General features: G+C 42.4%; 13 protein-coding genes. 4 read left to right on the forward strand and 9 right to left on the reverse strand.

Annotated elements, in window-relative coordinates; all coding sequences use genetic code 11:
• Position 1 precedes the first annotated feature (1 nt).
• The 4 genes from ABMY45_RS03895 to ABMY45_RS03910 are packed head-to-tail and all read right to left on the reverse strand — an operon-like array spanning position 2 to position 3,129.
• Complete coding sequence (locus ABMY45_RS03895; protein WP_349288435.1) at positions 2-1,255, reverse strand: ATP-binding protein; 1,254 nt, start codon at positions 1,253-1,255, stop codon at positions 2-4.
• Positions 1,255-1,947 (reverse strand): response regulator transcription factor, encoded by a 693-nt coding sequence (locus ABMY45_RS03900; protein ID WP_174169649.1) that lies wholly within the window; start codon positions 1,945-1,947, stop codon positions 1,255-1,257. Before ABMY45_RS03900 ends, ABMY45_RS03895 begins: the two co-directional genes overlap by 1 nt.
• Before the next feature lie 8 nt (positions 1,948-1,955).
• Positions 1,956-2,327 (reverse strand): DUF3019 domain-containing protein, encoded by a 372-nt coding sequence (locus tag ABMY45_RS03905; RefSeq protein WP_102058272.1) that lies wholly within the window; start codon positions 2,325-2,327, stop codon positions 1,956-1,958.
• A gap of 10 nt (positions 2,328-2,337) precedes the next feature.
• Positions 2,338-3,129, reverse strand: a complete 792-nt coding sequence (locus ABMY45_RS03910; RefSeq protein WP_010603906.1) for a MipA/OmpV family protein — start codon at positions 3,127-3,129, stop codon at positions 2,338-2,340.
• Between the two features lie 246 nt (positions 3,130-3,375).
• Between ABMY45_RS03910 and ABMY45_RS03915 the strand changes: the two genes are divergently transcribed.
• Positions 3,376-4,533 (forward strand): serine hydrolase domain-containing protein, encoded by a 1,158-nt coding sequence (locus ABMY45_RS03915; RefSeq protein WP_102058273.1) that lies wholly within the window; start codon positions 3,376-3,378, stop codon positions 4,531-4,533.
• A gap of 46 nt (positions 4,534-4,579) precedes the next feature.
• Here the strand turns inward: ABMY45_RS03915 and ABMY45_RS03920 are convergent, their stop codons facing one another.
• Positions 4,580-7,615, reverse strand: a complete 3,036-nt coding sequence (locus tag ABMY45_RS03920; RefSeq protein ID WP_349288436.1) for a TonB-dependent receptor — start codon at positions 7,613-7,615, stop codon at positions 4,580-4,582.
• Between the two features lie 336 nt (positions 7,616-7,951).
• Between ABMY45_RS03920 and ABMY45_RS03925 the strand changes: the two genes are divergently transcribed.
• The 3 genes from ABMY45_RS03925 (at position 7,952) to ABMY45_RS03935 (ending at position 11,578) form a co-directional block, all read left to right on the forward strand.
• Positions 7,952-10,009 carry a winged helix-turn-helix domain-containing protein gene (locus tag ABMY45_RS03925; RefSeq protein ID WP_254605785.1) on the forward strand — a complete coding sequence of 686 codons (2,058 nt, stop codon included), beginning with the start codon at positions 7,952-7,954 and terminating at the stop codon, positions 10,007-10,009.
• 68 nt (positions 10,010-10,077) lie between these two features.
• Positions 10,078-10,551 (forward strand): peroxiredoxin, encoded by a 474-nt coding sequence (locus tag ABMY45_RS03930; protein ID WP_010603902.1) that lies wholly within the window; start codon positions 10,078-10,080, stop codon positions 10,549-10,551.
• A gap of 280 nt (positions 10,552-10,831) precedes the next feature.
• Entirely contained in the window at positions 10,832-11,578 is a 747-nt protein-coding gene (locus ABMY45_RS03935) for a phytanoyl-CoA dioxygenase family protein (protein ID WP_174169645.1), read from the forward strand.
• A gap of 59 nt (positions 11,579-11,637) precedes the next feature.
• On the opposite strand, the gene ABMY45_RS03940 is transcribed toward ABMY45_RS03935, so the two are convergent.
• The 4 genes from ABMY45_RS03940 to ABMY45_RS03955 form a co-directional block, all read right to left on the reverse strand.
• The gene (locus tag ABMY45_RS03940; protein ID WP_174169644.1) at positions 11,638-12,045 is read right to left on the reverse strand and encodes a hypothetical protein; all 408 of its coding nucleotides are present in this window, start codon (positions 12,043-12,045) and stop codon (positions 11,638-11,640) included.
• Positions 12,046-12,057: 12 nt separating this feature from the next.
• Entirely contained in the window at positions 12,058-12,474 is a 417-nt protein-coding gene (locus tag ABMY45_RS03945) for a hypothetical protein (protein ID WP_010603900.1), read from the reverse strand.
• 880 nt (positions 12,475-13,354) lie between these two features.
• Positions 13,355-13,795 carry a GNAT family N-acetyltransferase gene (locus tag ABMY45_RS03950; RefSeq protein WP_206471839.1) on the reverse strand — a complete coding sequence of 147 codons (441 nt, stop codon included), beginning with the start codon at positions 13,793-13,795 and terminating at the stop codon, positions 13,355-13,357.
• Between the two features lie 162 nt (positions 13,796-13,957).
• Positions 13,958-16,702 (reverse strand): PAS domain S-box protein, encoded by a 2,745-nt coding sequence (locus tag ABMY45_RS03955; RefSeq protein WP_349288437.1) that lies wholly within the window; start codon positions 16,700-16,702, stop codon positions 13,958-13,960.
• Positions 16,703-16,748: the final 46 nt, after the last annotated feature.

The raw sequence follows: 16,748 nt of genomic DNA on the forward strand, positions 1-16,748 counted from the left end.
GTTACTTTTGCTGAGTCTGTATCAGCGAAACAGTGATTTTGGCCCCGCCCAGCGCGGGGCTTTTTTGAATTACGATGGTACCACCAAAACGAGTGACTATACGTTGCACAAAGGCTAAGCCAATTCCATACCCTGATTGTGATTGAGAATCGTCGCGATAAAATGGTAGTAACACTTTGTCTCGAACCTCGTTACTTATACCTATCCCGTCGTCTTCAATAATAAACTTAACCTTGTCATTATCGACTCGGGTTTCTAGTGATATTTTAGCGTTGGCATATTTTATCGCGTTAGATAATAAGTTATTGATTAGCATGCGTAAGTACTGACCTTCACCGATTATCCAGCAAGGTTTTGACGAAAGTTTTAGTGTTAAGTCATGATGGTGGGCGTTATTGGCTAACTGGTGAGCCATCGCATTCAAGTCAACAGGCTGAAGTTCCACGTCGTCAAGGCGGTGCTGCAATCTTGCGTAATCTAAAATAGCATCAATCACTTGCTCCATTTCATCAAGGTTTTGGTTGATCCTATCTTCGTACTGTGCCCGCAGCTCATCATCATGAGTTTCAACCAGTGTGTCTAGCCCCATTCTTACCCTTGCAAGTGGCGTACGTAGTTCATGAGAAAGTCCGCTGCTTAATAGCTTCATGTCAGTCATTAACCCGGCTATTTGTCGTACCATTTGATTAAACGCTTGCTCAATATCCTTTAAGTACCATACCGTACCGACTTGCACGCGGGCGTTGAGTTCGCCTTTACCCAGCTGATGTGCGGCATTTTTGAGCTTTAACAGCCTAGCAATAAATGGGGATAAAAAGGCGACGACAACAATCAGAACGATAGTGTAAAACAACAAGGTCATGAGCAGGCCATATTTAGTCTGAAATTGCTTCGTCATTGTCAGGATGTAGATATTATCTTGGCTTGTAAGTATGCAAGCGCTTACTGATGATTCGCTTTCGAGGTAAATAAGTCGCTGTTGTGAGAGTGTGCTGCTTAAGCTCGCAGGGAGTGGATAGTCGGCCCTTGGTATAAGTTGAGCGGTTATTGTTTGGTGCAGTGGAAGCGCAGTAATTTGTGACTCAGGTATGTTGTCTTTAGCCATTGCGGCAATAATTGGTGCGGTTGTGCTAAGTGGATCGTAATGCGCTTCATTACTCTCGGAGGATGCGGCGATAAGCTTATCAAACACCTGACCTGTGATAACGCTTGTAAGCGTTAAGATGGTCAGTAAAGCAAACACAAAGCGCCACATTACCACACGTCCTTCGCCAACTGATATCCTTTACCCCATACCGTCTTTATTTTAAATGGGTTTTGGCCATCATCACCTAGCTTCTTTCTCAGTCGTGAAATACGCAAATCTATAGAGCGGTCAAACCCATCATAATCAAATCCTCTGAGTGCTTTAGTAAGCTCATCTCGGGTAACAATTTGTCCGGCTTTACTGGCAAGCACCCAAAGCGCATCAAACTCATTGCTGGATAAGTTAACTGGCTGCTTTGCAAGGGTAACGTTCCTATCTTCTTTATTAATGTAGAGTGTGCCAAACTCAAGTGTTGCTTTGGGCGCTTGGTGTTGAGGTTGATGACGCCTTAATAGCGCTTTGATACGAGTTTCTAATAACCGGCCTCTTACAGGCTTTTTGAGGTAGTCGTCAGCCCCCATTTCTAAGCCGATAATTTCGTCAATTTCCTCATCCCGTGCGGTGAGCATTAATATTGGAATGCTGAGCGACAGACGCAGTTGCTTGCAGACTTCAAAGCCATCTAAACTTGGCAGCATACCATCTAAAATCACCAAGTCGGGGGGAGAGGCTAAAACGTGCTCCAGCCCGTCTTGACCATCATGATATAGCCGCACTGAAAATCCTTTGGTAGAGAGGTAATCACTCAGCCACTGGGCCAACTCTTTATCGTCTTCTATTAGGACTAACTCGGCTACCACAACTACTCCTAGAAAAGTCGCCAACGCACGGCGTTACTTTTTTGTTGTTTAAACACCCAAGCATATTGCAGAGCATAGCTTGCGAGAATATCCTTGTTATCTTCTAAGGTAATGAGCAAATCTTTCTCAACTAAAATCTCGCCTTGCCAACTCGCGGTTTTTTGCTGCTGCCAACAAACCAGCTCTTTTTCATCGGCATGGAGACAAAAGTTACCGGTCACAGAGGTTTGCCAGGTCACTGAGAGGTCGATAAAACATTGCTGACCTTGTTCGAGCGCAACACATTGCCCTGGTTTTACGGTCCATACGGGGACCTTAATTTCTTCTTTCGCTTGAGTTTGCATAGCGAGTAGGGCTAAGCCAAATAGTCGTTTTTTCATATTTAGCTCCTTAAAATACGTAGCTAAGTGACAGGCCAATGCTTTCACCGTGCTCAATTCTATCGTTAAAACTGACAATTGCTTTAGTGATAGGGCTATCCATAATACCTGATGCATATTTGGTGTAGCTGACGTGGCCATCGACTATCCAATTTTCTGTTAAAGCTCGTGAAAATCCGAGCTTTACCCCAAGATTAGCCCCACCTTTGGCATCGTAATCTTTAAATGGTGCGCCACCGTAGTAATAATCTAACATGGCCGAGTTTCGGTATTGTGCACCGACTGCGCTATAAAAGTGCCAGTTTTTGTATTGCCAAGGCTTAGAGATCCATAATGAAGCGTAGCGACCATCTGAATAATCTGAGTTAATCACTTTTGGTGCAACAATAGCTCTAATTTGTAAGCCAAATACATTCCCTGTAGCTCTTACCCCAAGATAAGACGAAGTGTTTAGCTCATAGCGAGTCCCGCCAAAACGGTAATTTATTCGCCCATGAGCGGTTGAGAGTAGGGCATCAAATTCCCAATTTTCTGTTTCATAAAACTGATAACCGAGTGCAAGTGCTGGGTCATACTTCTCAGCGCGGCCTGGAAACTCGACAAATAGACCATTACTAAAATAGTAGGCGCCATGTACAGTGGGCGAAAGCGAGGTCTCGGCATTATTGTAAATATCGCTGTTGTAATTGATCCCGTAACCAATGGCCAAATAGCCGTGACCTTCTTTTTTTGCGTCAGTGCTTTTGGCCTGCGCTGCACTTGCGGCCATAAGTGAGGCTGCAATCAATAAATGTGTTTTCATAGCAATTTCTATTAGTTATTAATTTGCTAGTTACTGTAGTGAGTGTAAGCGAGTATAGCTGTATCGACTTTCTGCAAGTTGTATCGAATTGTATCAAGCTTGTTCTGGCCTTCCATAATGGTCTGACATTATGCATGAAAATAAAGGAAGTCGTTACTGTTTGATACATTTTGAAAAAGTCAGAGACAGCATGGCGTACATACCTTAGTTATTGTTTTATCACTTAAACGAAACGAGGTATTTCTCATGAGAACACTAAAACTGGTCACATTATTGTGTGGTGGACTGTCGTTATTTGGCTGTAATGATAGTCAGTCGACGTCTAACCCTAAACCGAGCCCTGTCTCTCCTCCCGTAGCCGAAGTTGATTTTCAAGCGATGCTCGAACAAAGTGTTGAAGCGGGTATCCCTGGTATTGTGCTCTATATTGACTCGCCTACGCTTCAATTTTATGGTGCTGCAGGGTTAGCAGATAAAGAAAATACGATACCCATGACCACGGACGCTAGGATCCCAAATGGCAGTGCGGGTAAAAAAGTAACTGCGCTCTTAATGGCGATGTTGCATGAACAACAGTTATTAGATCTAGATGCACCGATAAGTGACTATTTGTCTCACGAACTTTTACAACAGATAGAAAACAGTGACGAAATGTATGTTCGGCAGTTACTCAATCATACGGCTGGATTATATGATTATCTCAATGATGCTAACGGTGAATTTTTTGCTGCAGTATTACAACAGCCAGACTTAATAAAAACGGACAGCTTTGCACTGCAGTTTGCTCTCAATCAAGACGCCAATTTCAAACCCGGAGCTGCGTGGAAATATTCTAATACTGGATATTTATTGGCGGGTCTAATTATGGATAAAGTTTTGGGGGAGCATCACTCAAAGGCGATGCGTGAGTATATCTTTGAACCATTTGGCTTAAGTAGTATGAGTTATGGAGGGATCGAAAAGGCGTTTGGTGAAATTGCATCAGGGTACTTTGTTGATGATGAGGGCAATGAAATTAATACGCAACCTTACTATGCCAATATTGGTGTGGCTGATGCACCGATTGTATCGACGGCTAAGGATCTTGGTGACTTATTTAAAATCATGATAACGAGCCCAGATATTCCCGCTAATGTGCGTGAGCAATTGCTAGGAGAATCCGTATGGGTGGATACTGATGTCACCGGACAGCAATACAGCATGGGTATCTTTAGTGAGCACGTCGGAAATGAACCTGTTTATCATCATAACGGTGCTGAGATTGGGTATGCGACGTTAAATTGGTATCTGCCGTCAAAAAACATGGTTATGAGTGCAATTATTAATTGCCAAGGCTACAACCAATGCAATGCAGAGATTGACAAAATCTCAGATAAGTTACGCGATACACTTTTTGGTTTGTAAAGATAAGGGGCTACTCAGTGGTAGCCCCTCGGATCAATGCAGAAGTCTAAAACTGGTATTTTGCTCCAATAAACGCAAAACGGCCAACACCTGAGCCATAGGCGCTATCAAAATTACCTGTACCGCCGACGATGAACGGACCTTTTTCGTCGAACAGGTTATTCACACCACCATAAACAGAGAGAGTGCGGTTATCGCCTAGCTCCATGCTGTAGTTTACCGTTAAGCTATGAGTCGTTACTGATGGCAGCGCACCTTGCCATAGGGGCTCTGGATTGGCTATACAGGTTGTTTCGCCTGTTGCACAGCGTTCATTATTCTTCTCGATAGCAGCTTGCCAGTCTTCATATCTCGAACGGCTGGCTTCCACTGCACCTTTATATTTTGTGCTAAAGCGTACACGCCAGTCATTCTTATACCAAGTTAGTGAAATAGCGCCTTTGTCTTCAAAGATATCGGTGCTGAGGTAGCCTTCATAAAGGTCTTCGTATTGTCCATCAGGACCCGTACTGGTGATTGAGTATTCGATAACATGTGTCCAGTCTGCTTTCACCTTAAAGCTACCGTAGTCGCTAGCGTCATACACATATTCGAGTGCGATGTCGTAACCTTTAGTGCGGATCTCATCGGTATTAATGACACGTTGATTAACTTCATAAATCTGGCCTTCTTCATCGCGTTTAACATCACGACAAAACTCGTTACCGTCACCGAATTCCATTGATGATGCATAACAGAACTTAATGATGTCTTCGTTAGCAAGTGAGCTTACCGCATCATCAATTTGAATGTCGTAGTAATCTAGCGCAATTCTAAAATCCGGTGCAAAGGAAGGCGCTAAAGATAAACCAATGGTGATAGTATCTGCGGTTTCCTCAAACAGCTCGCTATTTCCTGAATTAGGTGAGTAGCCGTTATTTTCGTCTTCAAAAGTACCGTCAGCGGCGATAGTGGCTTGTATTCCCGCATCTTTGCGGCAGTTGTCGTGGCCTGCATCTGTTGACGTCGCGGTAACACCATCACAGATATCATCAAAGCTATCATAGTCTCCACGAGGTGGTGACATTAGCTCTGTTATTGTTGGAGCTCTCATTGCTCGAGCCCAATTAGCACGAATAGAGTAGCCTTCGATTGGTTCGTAAATGAAACCTGCTTTGTAGCTTTGGATTAATCCTGTGTTTGCCCAGCTGTAATCTGCGATACGTGCAGAAACCTCGGCGCTAAGTGACTTGGCCATCGGTGCGTCTTTTAATAGCGGTAACGATAATTCACCGAAGATTTCACGAACGCTGACATCGCCTTCAAATGTGGGCACATAGTTAAACGTTACGCCACCATTTGGCACGTTGGTCGATACGCTCTGTGTATCTTTTCGATATTCAAAACCAAAAGCTGAAGCAACGGCGCCTGCTGGAAGTTCAAATAAATCACCAGTAACAAATCCAGATACCGTTACCTGATCAATATCCGTTGTAATGGAAGGATTGGCGCGAATATAGTCTGCCGCTTCAGGTGTGATCGAGCCTTCGCCGAAAAGGTTGATTGGTACACAGCCTTGGCTACGTGCTTGCTCATCTTTACACTGAACCGTACCATCATCAAGGCGTTCAGCATTTAGCGCTTGTTTGACTCGTGCAACGTAAATTTCGTTACTGCGGGTTTGCTCTTGCTTAAATTTGCCGTAGCCAACAGAAACGTCCCACTCCCAGTCATTCCAAATATAACCACGTAACCCACCCCAAGATCTGATAGTTGTTCTCTCATTACTAGTGATTATATTTCCCACTTCGGTGAATAGCCGATCCCACTTCACGCCTTTGGAGCTAGCCTCTGCACGAATTGCTTCTGGCATATAGGGGTTATCATAAGGAATCCGACCTATACAGTCTGAGCCAAATTGACTGCTATTTGGATCATAGGTAACAATCGCATCACATTCATCCTCGCTTTCAGGCGACTTTACGTTGCGCGAGGTATTTCGGCTGTATTGCATTTGAAAGTAAGCTTCAGTACCCGAGTCAAACTCATACTCTGTTTTTACTGCCGCAGAGAGGTCTTTGTCCGGTACTCTCAACATAGTGAACTGGTTGATGTGGATACCATGGAGCTCTTCTTGCCAATCGTCGCGTAAGGTTGTGCCATCATACCAAAAACCTGAGTTTGGCTTAGTGCTACTTGACTCATCAAATACACCACCAGGGATAGAGTCGCTCAAACTAGTCCATTGTGATTTATCAATATCTTTCATGCAACGGTAAGCGCTTTTGGTATCTGGATCGTAGTTTGCTGTGAGCATTACATTGCACATACGATCATCATCATAATCCCAGCTATCTTGTTGCTGAGCACGTTTCCTGTCCCAGTAGCTCAATCCTTTTTCTTCGTCGTATGAGGTACTAATGAAAAGGTAGCCTCTGCCATCATGGTAAGTTGTGCCGTAGTCCGCACTTATTGTGTATTCCTGAGCGCCACCTTCGGTACTTTCACCGCCTCGGGCACTAAATGTTGCCCCTTCCTGGTCTTGTTGAGTAATAATATTAACGACACCTGCAATGGCATCGGAGCCATACGCTGCAGAAGCGCCTCCAGTGATAATTTCAACTCGCTCAACCATACCTTTAGGGATGGTTGATAGGCTGACATAGTTACCCGAATAGCTGTTGGATACGACTCTTCTTCCGTCGATCAAAGTCAGTGTTCGGCTAACACCCAATTCGCGCAAGTCGATAGTTGAAAGTCCGGTATTTTGCACACTGCTTTGCGAGTTACCATTACCGGTCCCCTCACTCACTTGGGGCATTTCTTCAAAAAGAATATCTGAAAGCGAACCTAAACCTGCATCATTTAGCGACTCGGCTCCCATTGTGGCGATAGGGGTTGACACTGAAAAGCTATCACGTTTGATGCGAGAACCGGTGACGACGATCTTTTCTAGTGATTTATCTTCATTTTGTGCTTTAACTACCGCATTATTTTGTTCAACTTGCTGACGGTCGATTTGTTGCTCTTCGGCAGTTGCCATATTGCTGCAGGCGAGCGCGATAGATAGGGCGAGTAATTTAATATTATTGTTAGGTGACACGGGAGTCCCTCTTTTTTAATTTCTGATTGTTGTTTATTTTTGGGGCTTGAAGAAAGAAGTACGTATCTTATTGTGCTGATTAAACTACAAAAAAGTACGGCTTCTCATTTTACCCATTGTGACTATCGCTAATGTTCACGCAATAAATTCGACATCTATTCTTTGACGTTTTTATCTCTATTTAATATCTATTGAAAAATAAGTATTAAATTCAATTATTTATATTGTTTTTTGAGGGTGGGAGTGAATTTCTATCATGATGTTTATCGCGTTAATTTTGTCTTTTGGTCGCTAATTTAGGTATGATTTACATCGTGTTTACTCATGGTTGGAAAAATGCAGCACAGCGCGACTTATCAGTTACTACATGTCAATATTGATCCGGTTGGGCATATACTATCCAGTAAAGGACAGGTATGTTGCGTGCAACCAAAATTTATTGAAGTGCTGACGGTACTAGCGCGTGCTTATCCGAACGTTGTTGCGAGAGAAGAAATAATAAAAGAGGTTTGGGGAGGGAATCTATTTGTTGGAGAGAAAGCACTTACCAATGCCATTTGGCATCTTCGCAAAACTTTCAAAGCACTGAGTAGCGCCAGCGAAGATGGGCGTGACAAGGAAGATTACGAAATAATAGAAACGATAAGAAAGTCTGGATATAGATTAAAGATTGAACCCATTTTTATAGAAGCCTGCGATACACCCACTAAGCAAAGCTCGACTTTATCGACGCAAGCAGTTGGTGTTGTGGCAATATTATTGATTGTATTTATTGCCTTTCTTTATTTTCAAGTTTTCCAGCCTAAGCAACAACTTGAAGAAGTAACAGACTTCCCAGGTCGTGAGTTATTTCCTAGCACCTCTCCGGATGAACGATACTTGGCATTTGCGTGGCGTAAGTTTGGGAGCCATGCAGGGTTATATTTAAAGAACTTACTGAAACCAGAAGCCCCTCTCAAGGCGCTAACTGATGGTCCTGAAAATGCATCCGTGTCAGTATGGAGCCGAGATAATCAAACTTTATTTTATATAGAGAAACATGCAGGGAAATGTACCATCAAGTCGTTACATGTAGTGACGGGTAAAAAGTCAAAAATAGCAAGCTGTGTTGCAGACATAACAACCGTTTTAACTTATTCCGCAGAGAAAAACCTCCTTGGATTTATCGCCAAGCAGCCAGCTGGTAACCCAAAAGTAACCTTATTGAATTTAAATGATAAAACAGCAACTGAGTTGGGCTGTGAGTTAGATTGTCAGGGGAGTGAGCTTGAGAGCATAGCTCTTTCACCCGACGCCAAGCAAATAGTGATTAGTCGAAACCTACCCAATGGGCTTGAGAATTTATATTTAAAAAGTCTAGAGACTGGGAAGGAAGTTACTCTACTAAGCGGGCATGACGATTTACGGGGAATAAGCTGGCATCCAACTGATGATTATTTAGTTGTATCATCAATTGAACATGGTGCTCGTACGGCATATAAACTGGCGCTCGATGGTAAAGTGTTAGGGACGCTACCATTTGATGGCCTAAGTTACCCAAGCTTTAGTCGTTCTGGATATTTGTATTTTCATGATTGGAATATTAATACCTCCATTATGAAGCTTGACCTTAATGCGCAAGTTGCCAGTTCACCCTTTCCACTACTACAGTCACAAACTAGTTTTCGTTATCCCAGTTACTCATCGGTATCGGAGCGTTTACTTTTCGTGTCCAATCAATCAGGATTTGATGAAATCTGGGTTTCTAATTTGGAAGGTGATCAACGAAAACAGCTGACTGCGCTTGGGCTACAGGCAATGCATCCTGCTTGGTCCCCGGATGGTACTAAAGCGATTTTCACGACAAAGTCACATAAAGGAAGTCAACTTCAACTTTTGGACATGGTTACTCAACAAGTGACACGGTTAGAAACAGGGCTTAAATATCACGGTAAACCCAGTTGGTCTCAAGATGGCAGCTCAATTTATATTTCTGATGGTAATAATGTATTTCGCGTTTTTGTTGATTCAAAAAGCGAACCCGTGAAGTTAACGGCGGGCACCACCGTAGTTGAACATAACGGGGTGTTGTATGTATATAAAAGCGAACCGCAAGAAATGTGGCGTATGGAGATTACAACTGGAGACAAAACGCTTTTATTTAAAAATGCACATTTGGCCTCAAGTGCAAGTTGGTCTGTTTCTGATTCAGGGCTCTATTATTTGTATGTTCAGCGTGGTGATTTTCGTATTAGCTATTTTGACTTTGCCAATAATGCGCACAAAGATATTATCCGAGTTCCAGAGCGCAGCTTTAGCCGAAGTCGCGGTCTTACATACATAGCAGAAAAACAATGGCTGCTATTTACCGGTTATGAAATCCCGCAAGTGGATATAAAACGAATCCAAATGTAGCACTAATAGTGACTTTTGGTTAAGTAACAAAATATAGGCATTTAGCCCTAATTTTAAGGACGTAAACAATGATTGAAGTTGGAAAAAAATTACCACATGCAGAGCTGAGCGAGCTCACCTCTGACGGTATGATTCATCATGAAGTAACGACACTTTTTTCAGGTAAGAAAGTTGTACTTTTCGCAGTTCCTGGTGCCTTTACACCAACTTGCTCAGCATCTCATTTACCTGGTTTTGTCGTGAATGCAGATAAGTTTTTTGAAAAAGGTGTTGATATTATCGCATGTATATCAGTAAACGATGCCTTCGTAATGAAAGCTTGGGGTGATGCACAAAATGCAGAAGCAATTATGATGCTTGGAGACGGCGATGCAAGCTTTACCAAGGCGTTGGGGCTCGAAATGGATACCGCAGCATTTGGCGGTGTGCGTTCGCAGCGTTACGCTATGATTATTGAAGATGGTGTTGTGACAAAGCTCAATGTAGAACAACCTAAGCAATTTGAAGTAAGTAAGGCTGAAGTCATTTTAGACGCGCTGTGATTGCAAAATTTAAAAGCTAGAGTCAAACAGCGAAGCAATCAGCCTGCAATCCGTAAATGATGCTTTAAAACTATATGCTCTAAGGTTGAAGCCAATTGTTTCATGACTCTTGCAACAACATTACCTTGTTTATATCACCAGATAAACCCCATGATATATGATGTTGGTAATCCAAACCTCAGGTTAAACACACTCCATAAATGGAAGAGTACGATATGAGGCAAAATGAAATTGGTTTAGTTATCGGAGAGTTTTCTGCAATGTCAGAGGTCGATAAGTGATGGGAAAGTCGGTTCATAATTTTGATGAGTGTGGTTACGTTCTAAAACCCAAGTTTATATCCTCCACTGAGCTTAATAAGATAAAGCAGGTTGTTTTAGCATTCCATCGAGCCTGGCAGAATGATAATAGTGACTTTTATCAAAATAAGGCAGTCAATTCTGCTTATCTTACCGCACCAAAGTATCTAGACGAACAGCAAAGGCTTGTCCTTTTTAAATTTATTGCCTCTGCTTCACTCTTTAAGCTCGCGTCAACGATATTCACGCGTGAGTTTGGGTTTATGAATACTCAACTATTCTTTAATCCCGTGAATGCAAGCCAACTAAATTATTGGCATCGAGATCCTCAATATCATTTAACCATTGAGGAGCAAAAACAAGCATTGTTGTTGGGGCCTGAAGTTGTTCATTTTCGGTTAGCATTGGAAGATGAACCAGGAATAGAGCTGATCCCGGGTACTCATAAACGTTGGGACTTACCTCAAGAGCTAAATGTCAGGTTAGAACAGGCAGGGTATCGAAACCATAACAATCTACCTAACAGTGAGGTTATAGCGCTAAAGGCCGGAGATCTTCTTGTATTTTCAGCCAATATGATACATCGAGGTGTGTATGGAAAAAATCGTTTAGCATTGGATGTGTTGCTATGTGAGAAGCGCCCAGAACTAATGACTTTTATGAGAAATGATTGCCTGCCAAATAGTATGCAGCTTGCTGAAGTAGATTACCCCAATTTATTTTCTTAGTTTGGTAAATAAAAATGAAGCTTTATATGAATGCAAAGCTTCATTTTTATCCATTGACACTATCTAGAACGATTTCCAGTTCCATACAAAGCTTGTGCGCATTCGTTAGTGTCTTTCCAAGTTCCATCTTTGTATAAAACTCGGGTTACGCAAGCTCTAGCATCTCTGAAACTACTCGAGTCTCTACCGTTATCTTTAAACTGACAGTATTGTGTTGTACCACAATCCCAAACGCCTGTAGCGGACGCACTGTAGTTCCATCTAACCTGCTCAATCGGTTTTGTCGATTGAAAACGGAAGCTTACAGTAGGCTTTGGTGACATAACATCATGAGTTACACACATATCTTGCCACTCTTGTGGGGTACTCGTAGGGCTAATTACACATTGTACACTTTCTGAGCTTGAGGCGTGGCCTGAAAAGACAGAAGTCGTGAGAAATAACAAGGCTGATATTGAAAATTTCATACGCATAACCCCTTAGAATGGATTGCTTGACTGCTTTGAGTAATGCCCATTAGCGCAATGGTTTGTATTTTCCCACGTCCCATCTTTATAAAGTACTTTTGTTACACAGGCCGAAGCATTGTAGAACAAATCGTTATTTTGTCTGCCATTATCGCGGAAGCTACAGTATGTACTGCTACCACAGTTCCAGCTCCCTGTAGCGGATGCACTATATGACCAAACCACATCTGCAACATCTTTGTCTGCAATGAATCTAAATGCAACGGAGGGACGGTCTGTGTTAGCCATCGCTGAACAGAAGTCGGGTTCAAAAAACTGTTGTGTACTAGTTCCACCGATCAGGCACTCAACGTGTGCTGCTTCAGCTTGCTGTGAGTAGGTAGTTGTAGCGAGTAAAAGTAGTGTGCTTGAAATTATCGTTTTTTTCATTTTTATATTCCTTATAATTCAAATTATTATTGGTTTGTGATGAGCTCTAGAACCTAGAACCTAAGTTATAAATCGCAGTTGCGCATTCGTTCATACTTTTCCATGTGCCATCTTTGTAAAGTACTCTGGTGACACACGCTGTTGCATCTCTCAAAGGTGAGCTGTCGAGCCCATCATCATAAAAAACACACTCAGTGCTTGGACCACAGTCCCATCTACCAGATAATGGTGTGCTGAAACGCCACGTCACATGCTCTACAGGTTTGGATGGTTCAAATTGAAAGCTTACGTAGGGTCTCGAGGATGTTACTCTTTGGCTCCCACAAAAATCGGGTTTCATTTCCTGAGGGGTACTCGTAGGGCTTACAGCGCACAGCACTTGATCTGCTAGTGCATTAGTCGAACAAATTGCTAATCCGAATAGAGCGGAAGTAAGTAATAACTGTTTTATCATTTTTTCTCTCCTTGTTTTTGTTTTGTTACATTTATTTTATTTTGTGTGCGATTGTCAATTTAACTTTAATTACATAAATTTGATTGGGTTGGTTTTTGTACTGAAAAGCGGGACTTTAGATTGAAAAATAGCCAGTTTAAAGATGGAGATAAATTTTATTGTGCTTCTTATTTAAATAGTAAATGATTGTAAATGGTCAAAGTTTTTTAACGATCAAGAGATGGCCTTAATGAAAGTGATTAGCTCGGGTTACTAATACTTGCCAAGCAAACAGCTTTAGTGCGTTTACTTTCAACTGCTCGTTTACTGTATGTAATGTGATTGTATCGATTTCTCTGATTTAAATATCAGTATGCTAGGTGTTTTCTAAGTGCTCTGGCTAGACAAAGATAAATTATGGGCCCGTTGCGTAGGCCCATATTTGAATTAAGCTGACGTTAGAAGTCGCATTCGTAGGATTGGGTAAGGCTTTCCCATATCGTCAGTTGGTGAGCGCTCATACACTTCAAAACCTTTAGCTTCATAAAAGCCGACGGCTTCGGGGTTTTGCTCATTGACATCAACAAACTGCACATTTTGTGTTTCAAGCGCAAAGTGAAGCAGCTCAGTTCCGACACCTTGTCCTCTGCATTTCGCCAGTACAAACAACATCTCGATCTTTCGGTCATGTATACCGATAAAACCGACGATATTCGCATCGCTATTTTTTACACAGTGCAGCGTAACGTTTGGAAACGCCTGTTCAATAATAATAGGTTTAAAATAAGCGATATCCGCCTCAGTGATAAAATCATGAGTGGCTCGCACAGAGTCTTCCCAAACAGCCAGTAGTTCTTGGTGATCGCTTGGTGTAACTGGACTTATCATCATTTTTCCTTTTGTTTAATAAAACAGTCCAAATGGGTAAAGCGATAAACAAAAGGAAGATTGGCCAGCGGGACGAGCATAACATACCCGATGCATGAAGGGTACAACGGGTATATTCAGATAAATTACTTGTATGTGGTTGTGTAGATAGTGCGCCCTTAACTATTCATCTAGTTGAAAAAATGCAACCTGATCGGTAAGTAGTTTGGCTTGATTTTCCATATTTCTACCTGAACGAGATGTTGTTTCAACCAGAGTAACGTTCTGCTGAGTAATATTATCCATTTGCGCGATGGTGGTGGAAACCGCAGCTATCCCTTCAGCTTGCTCTTTCCCAGCGTTATCTATGTCAGCCACCATTTTGCTCACCTCGGCAATTGATTGCATTAGCTCATCGAAAGTCGTGCCAGACTCGTATACAAGTTTGCTGCCTTGCGCCACAGCATCAACGCTATTTTTGATCAATGCTTTGATTTCACGTGCCGCTGATGCACTACGTTGAGCAAGGTTTCTTACCTCTCCGGCAACCACGGCAAATCCGCGTCCAGCCTCACCAGCCCGGGCTGCTTCAACGGAAGCATTGAGTGCTAAGAGGTTGGTTTGGAAAGCGATTTCGTCAATGACACTGATAATGTCAGAGATTTTCGTGCTGTAAGATTCGATTTTACCTACTGCGGCAATGGCATCATCAATCGATGCTTTACCTGAGTGTGCTTTTTCTCTAACAATAGTCGCTTTCTCTGCGGCATTGCTTGCGCTACTCGCATTCTTTTTAACCGTAGCGGTAAGCTCTTCCATAGTAGCGGCGGTTTCTTCTAAGCTCGCCGCTTGATTTTCAATGCGGCTATTGAGTTCTTCGTTGTTATTCGCGATTTGTTTAGCTACATCAAACACTTGCTCTGCACCGTTGTTTATGGTGTTAACTAAATCACTTAATTTGTCGAATAATCCGTTCATCGCTTGTTGCAGCACCGAGAACTCGCCACCTAAGCGGTGGGTGATCCTATGTCTTAAATCACCTTGTTCCATTGCCAAGATAGCATCTTTAATATGTTCAACCGCTTGTTTTTGTTCTGTGATATCCGTTGCATATTTAACGACTTTAAAGGGGCGGCCTTGTTGATCGAGGATAGGGTTATAAGACGCTTGGATCCATACCTCTCGACCTTGTTTTGCCAACCTTAAGTATTGTCCTGAGTCGAACTCACCTCGGTTGAGCTTTTGCCAAAATTGCTGGTATTCAGAGCTAGTGGCTTGTTCGTGTGTAGCAAAAATACGGTGATGTTTACCTTTGATTTCGTCAAGTGAGTACCCCATCGTATCTAGGAATGACTCATTGGCCCATAAAATAGTACCATCCATTGCAAACTCAATGACGGCTTGTGACTTACGAATGGCTTGAAGCTGACCATCAAAATCAGCAGCAGTGGCCTTTTGCTCGGTAATGTCCGTTGCGAACTTAACGACTTTTATCGGCTTGCCTTGCTCGTCTAAAATTGGGTTGTAGGTGGCACTAATCCAGATTGCTTTGCCACCTTTGCCGAAACGGTGAAACTCTCCGGCTTCAAATTGGCCCTGTTTTAAACGCTGCCAGAATGCTTTGTATTCACTGCTTTGCGCGTAAAAGCTGTCGACGAACATGCTGTGATGCTTGCCAATGATTTCTTCTTTCTTGTAGCCCATAACAGACAGGAAATTTTCATTTGCTTTTAAAATATTACCTTGCAAATCAAACTCGATAACAGCTTGCGAGCGATTGATGGCTTTGAGTTGTCCGGCAAAGTCGAAAGACGCCAGTTTTGCTTGAGTAATATCGGAGGCATATTTGACGATTTTGTCCAACTGGCCATTTTCGTCATAGATGGGGGTATACGTTGCTTGGATCCACAGAATGTTTCCTGATTTGGTTAGGCGTTTAAACTCACCTGATTGATGTTTACCTTGTCGTAAAGCGTGCCAAAAGTCTTGATATTCGCTGCTCTCAGCTTCTTCTTGTGCCACAAAGAGTCGATGGTGTTGACCTTGTATTTCACTTAATGTGTAACCAACCGCATTTAAAAATAGCCTGTTTGCAGTCTTTACGTTGCCGTAAGGGTCAAACTCAATAACGGCTTGAGTTTGTTTGATGGCATCAACTTGCCCTTGAAAGTCAGCGGCTTTTGATTTTTGTGCGGTGATATCTGAGGCATATTTTACGACTTTGATAGGTCTATTGTGTTCATCAAAAATTGGATTATAAGTGGCTTGGATCCATATCGTTTTACCTGATTTTGTTTGCCTTGCGAATTCACCTTCAAAAAATTCGCCATTATTTAAGCGTTGCCAAAATGCTTGATATTCCTCACTGGCTGCGTAGTCATCCTTAACAAACAGACTGTGATGCTTGTCTTGTATTTCTTCTAAGCTGTATCCCATAACGGACAAAAAGTTGTCATTCGCGCTCAGCACTTTACCGTGCATGTCGAACTCAATAATCGCAAAGGACGCTGATAAAGCTTGTAAATTTGCACTCATGTTGGCAATGTTGGTGAGGTAATGACCGATGTCAGTCGCAATAACTAAAATTCTGCCTTCTTGAGTACGTGATAGCTCCAGTAACAACTTCTTCGGTTTGTTGTCATTCGCTGTATTGAAAGAGAGCTCAACCTTTGCATGTGCTTGGTGCTCAAGTTTAGCTAGTCCACGCTTAAGTACGGCGGCATCTTCTGAGGTGTGACATATAAAAGCGAGTGACTTCAGCTCGTGGGTAACTGGGTATTCGAGTAAACGGTTAAAGGCTGGACTAACCTGAAAAATATCTGTTTGATAATCCACTTCTAAGTAAGGGGTTGTTGCCTTAAAGTGTTGAAATAGCGCTGTATCTTGTCCATCTTGCTTTTTTGCTTTTCCCAAGCCAAACGTAATCATATATAAGCCACCCGTAGCGGTAAATTTTAACAATATTAACTATAGT

Origin of the sequence: Pseudoalteromonas sp. XMcav11-Q (assembly GCF_040104525.1) — a bacterium.
In the GTDB taxonomy this organism is placed as follows: domain Bacteria; phylum Pseudomonadota; class Gammaproteobacteria; order Enterobacterales; family Alteromonadaceae; genus Pseudoalteromonas.

What these genes read in the sequence shown, in the direction of transcription:
- ABMY45_RS03940 (WP_174169644.1), bottom strand. Translation starts at nt 12,045, where the DNA reads ATGAAATTTTCAATATCAGCCTTGTTATTTCTCACGACTTCTGTCTTT.
- ABMY45_RS03935 (WP_174169645.1), top strand. Translation starts at nt 10,832, where the DNA reads ATGGGAAAGTCGGTTCATAATTTTGATGAGTGTGGTTACGTTCTAAAA.
- ABMY45_RS03905 (WP_102058272.1), bottom strand. Translation starts at nt 2,327, where the DNA reads ATGAAAAAACGACTATTTGGCTTAGCCCTACTCGCTATGCAAACTCAA.
- ABMY45_RS03910 (WP_010603906.1), bottom strand. Translation starts at nt 3,129, where the DNA reads ATGAAAACACATTTATTGATTGCAGCCTCACTTATGGCCGCAAGTGCA.
- ABMY45_RS03925 (WP_254605785.1), top strand. Translation starts at nt 7,952, where the DNA reads ATGCAGCACAGCGCGACTTATCAGTTACTACATGTCAATATTGATCCG.
- ABMY45_RS03895 (WP_349288435.1), bottom strand. Translation starts at nt 1,255, where the DNA reads ATGTGGCGCTTTGTGTTTGCTTTACTGACCATCTTAACGCTTACAAGC.
- ABMY45_RS03950 (WP_206471839.1), bottom strand. Translation starts at nt 13,795, where the DNA reads ATGATAAGTCCAGTTACACCAAGCGATCACCAAGAACTACTGGCTGTT.
- ABMY45_RS03930 (WP_010603902.1), top strand. Translation starts at nt 10,078, where the DNA reads ATGATTGAAGTTGGAAAAAAATTACCACATGCAGAGCTGAGCGAGCTC.
- ABMY45_RS03945 (WP_010603900.1), bottom strand. Translation starts at nt 12,474, where the DNA reads ATGAAAAAAACGATAATTTCAAGCACACTACTTTTACTCGCTACAACT.
- ABMY45_RS03955 (WP_349288437.1), bottom strand. Translation starts at nt 16,702, where the DNA reads ATGATTACGTTTGGCTTGGGAAAAGCAAAAAAGCAAGATGGACAAGAT.
- ABMY45_RS03915 (WP_102058273.1), top strand. Translation starts at nt 3,376, where the DNA reads ATGAGAACACTAAAACTGGTCACATTATTGTGTGGTGGACTGTCGTTA.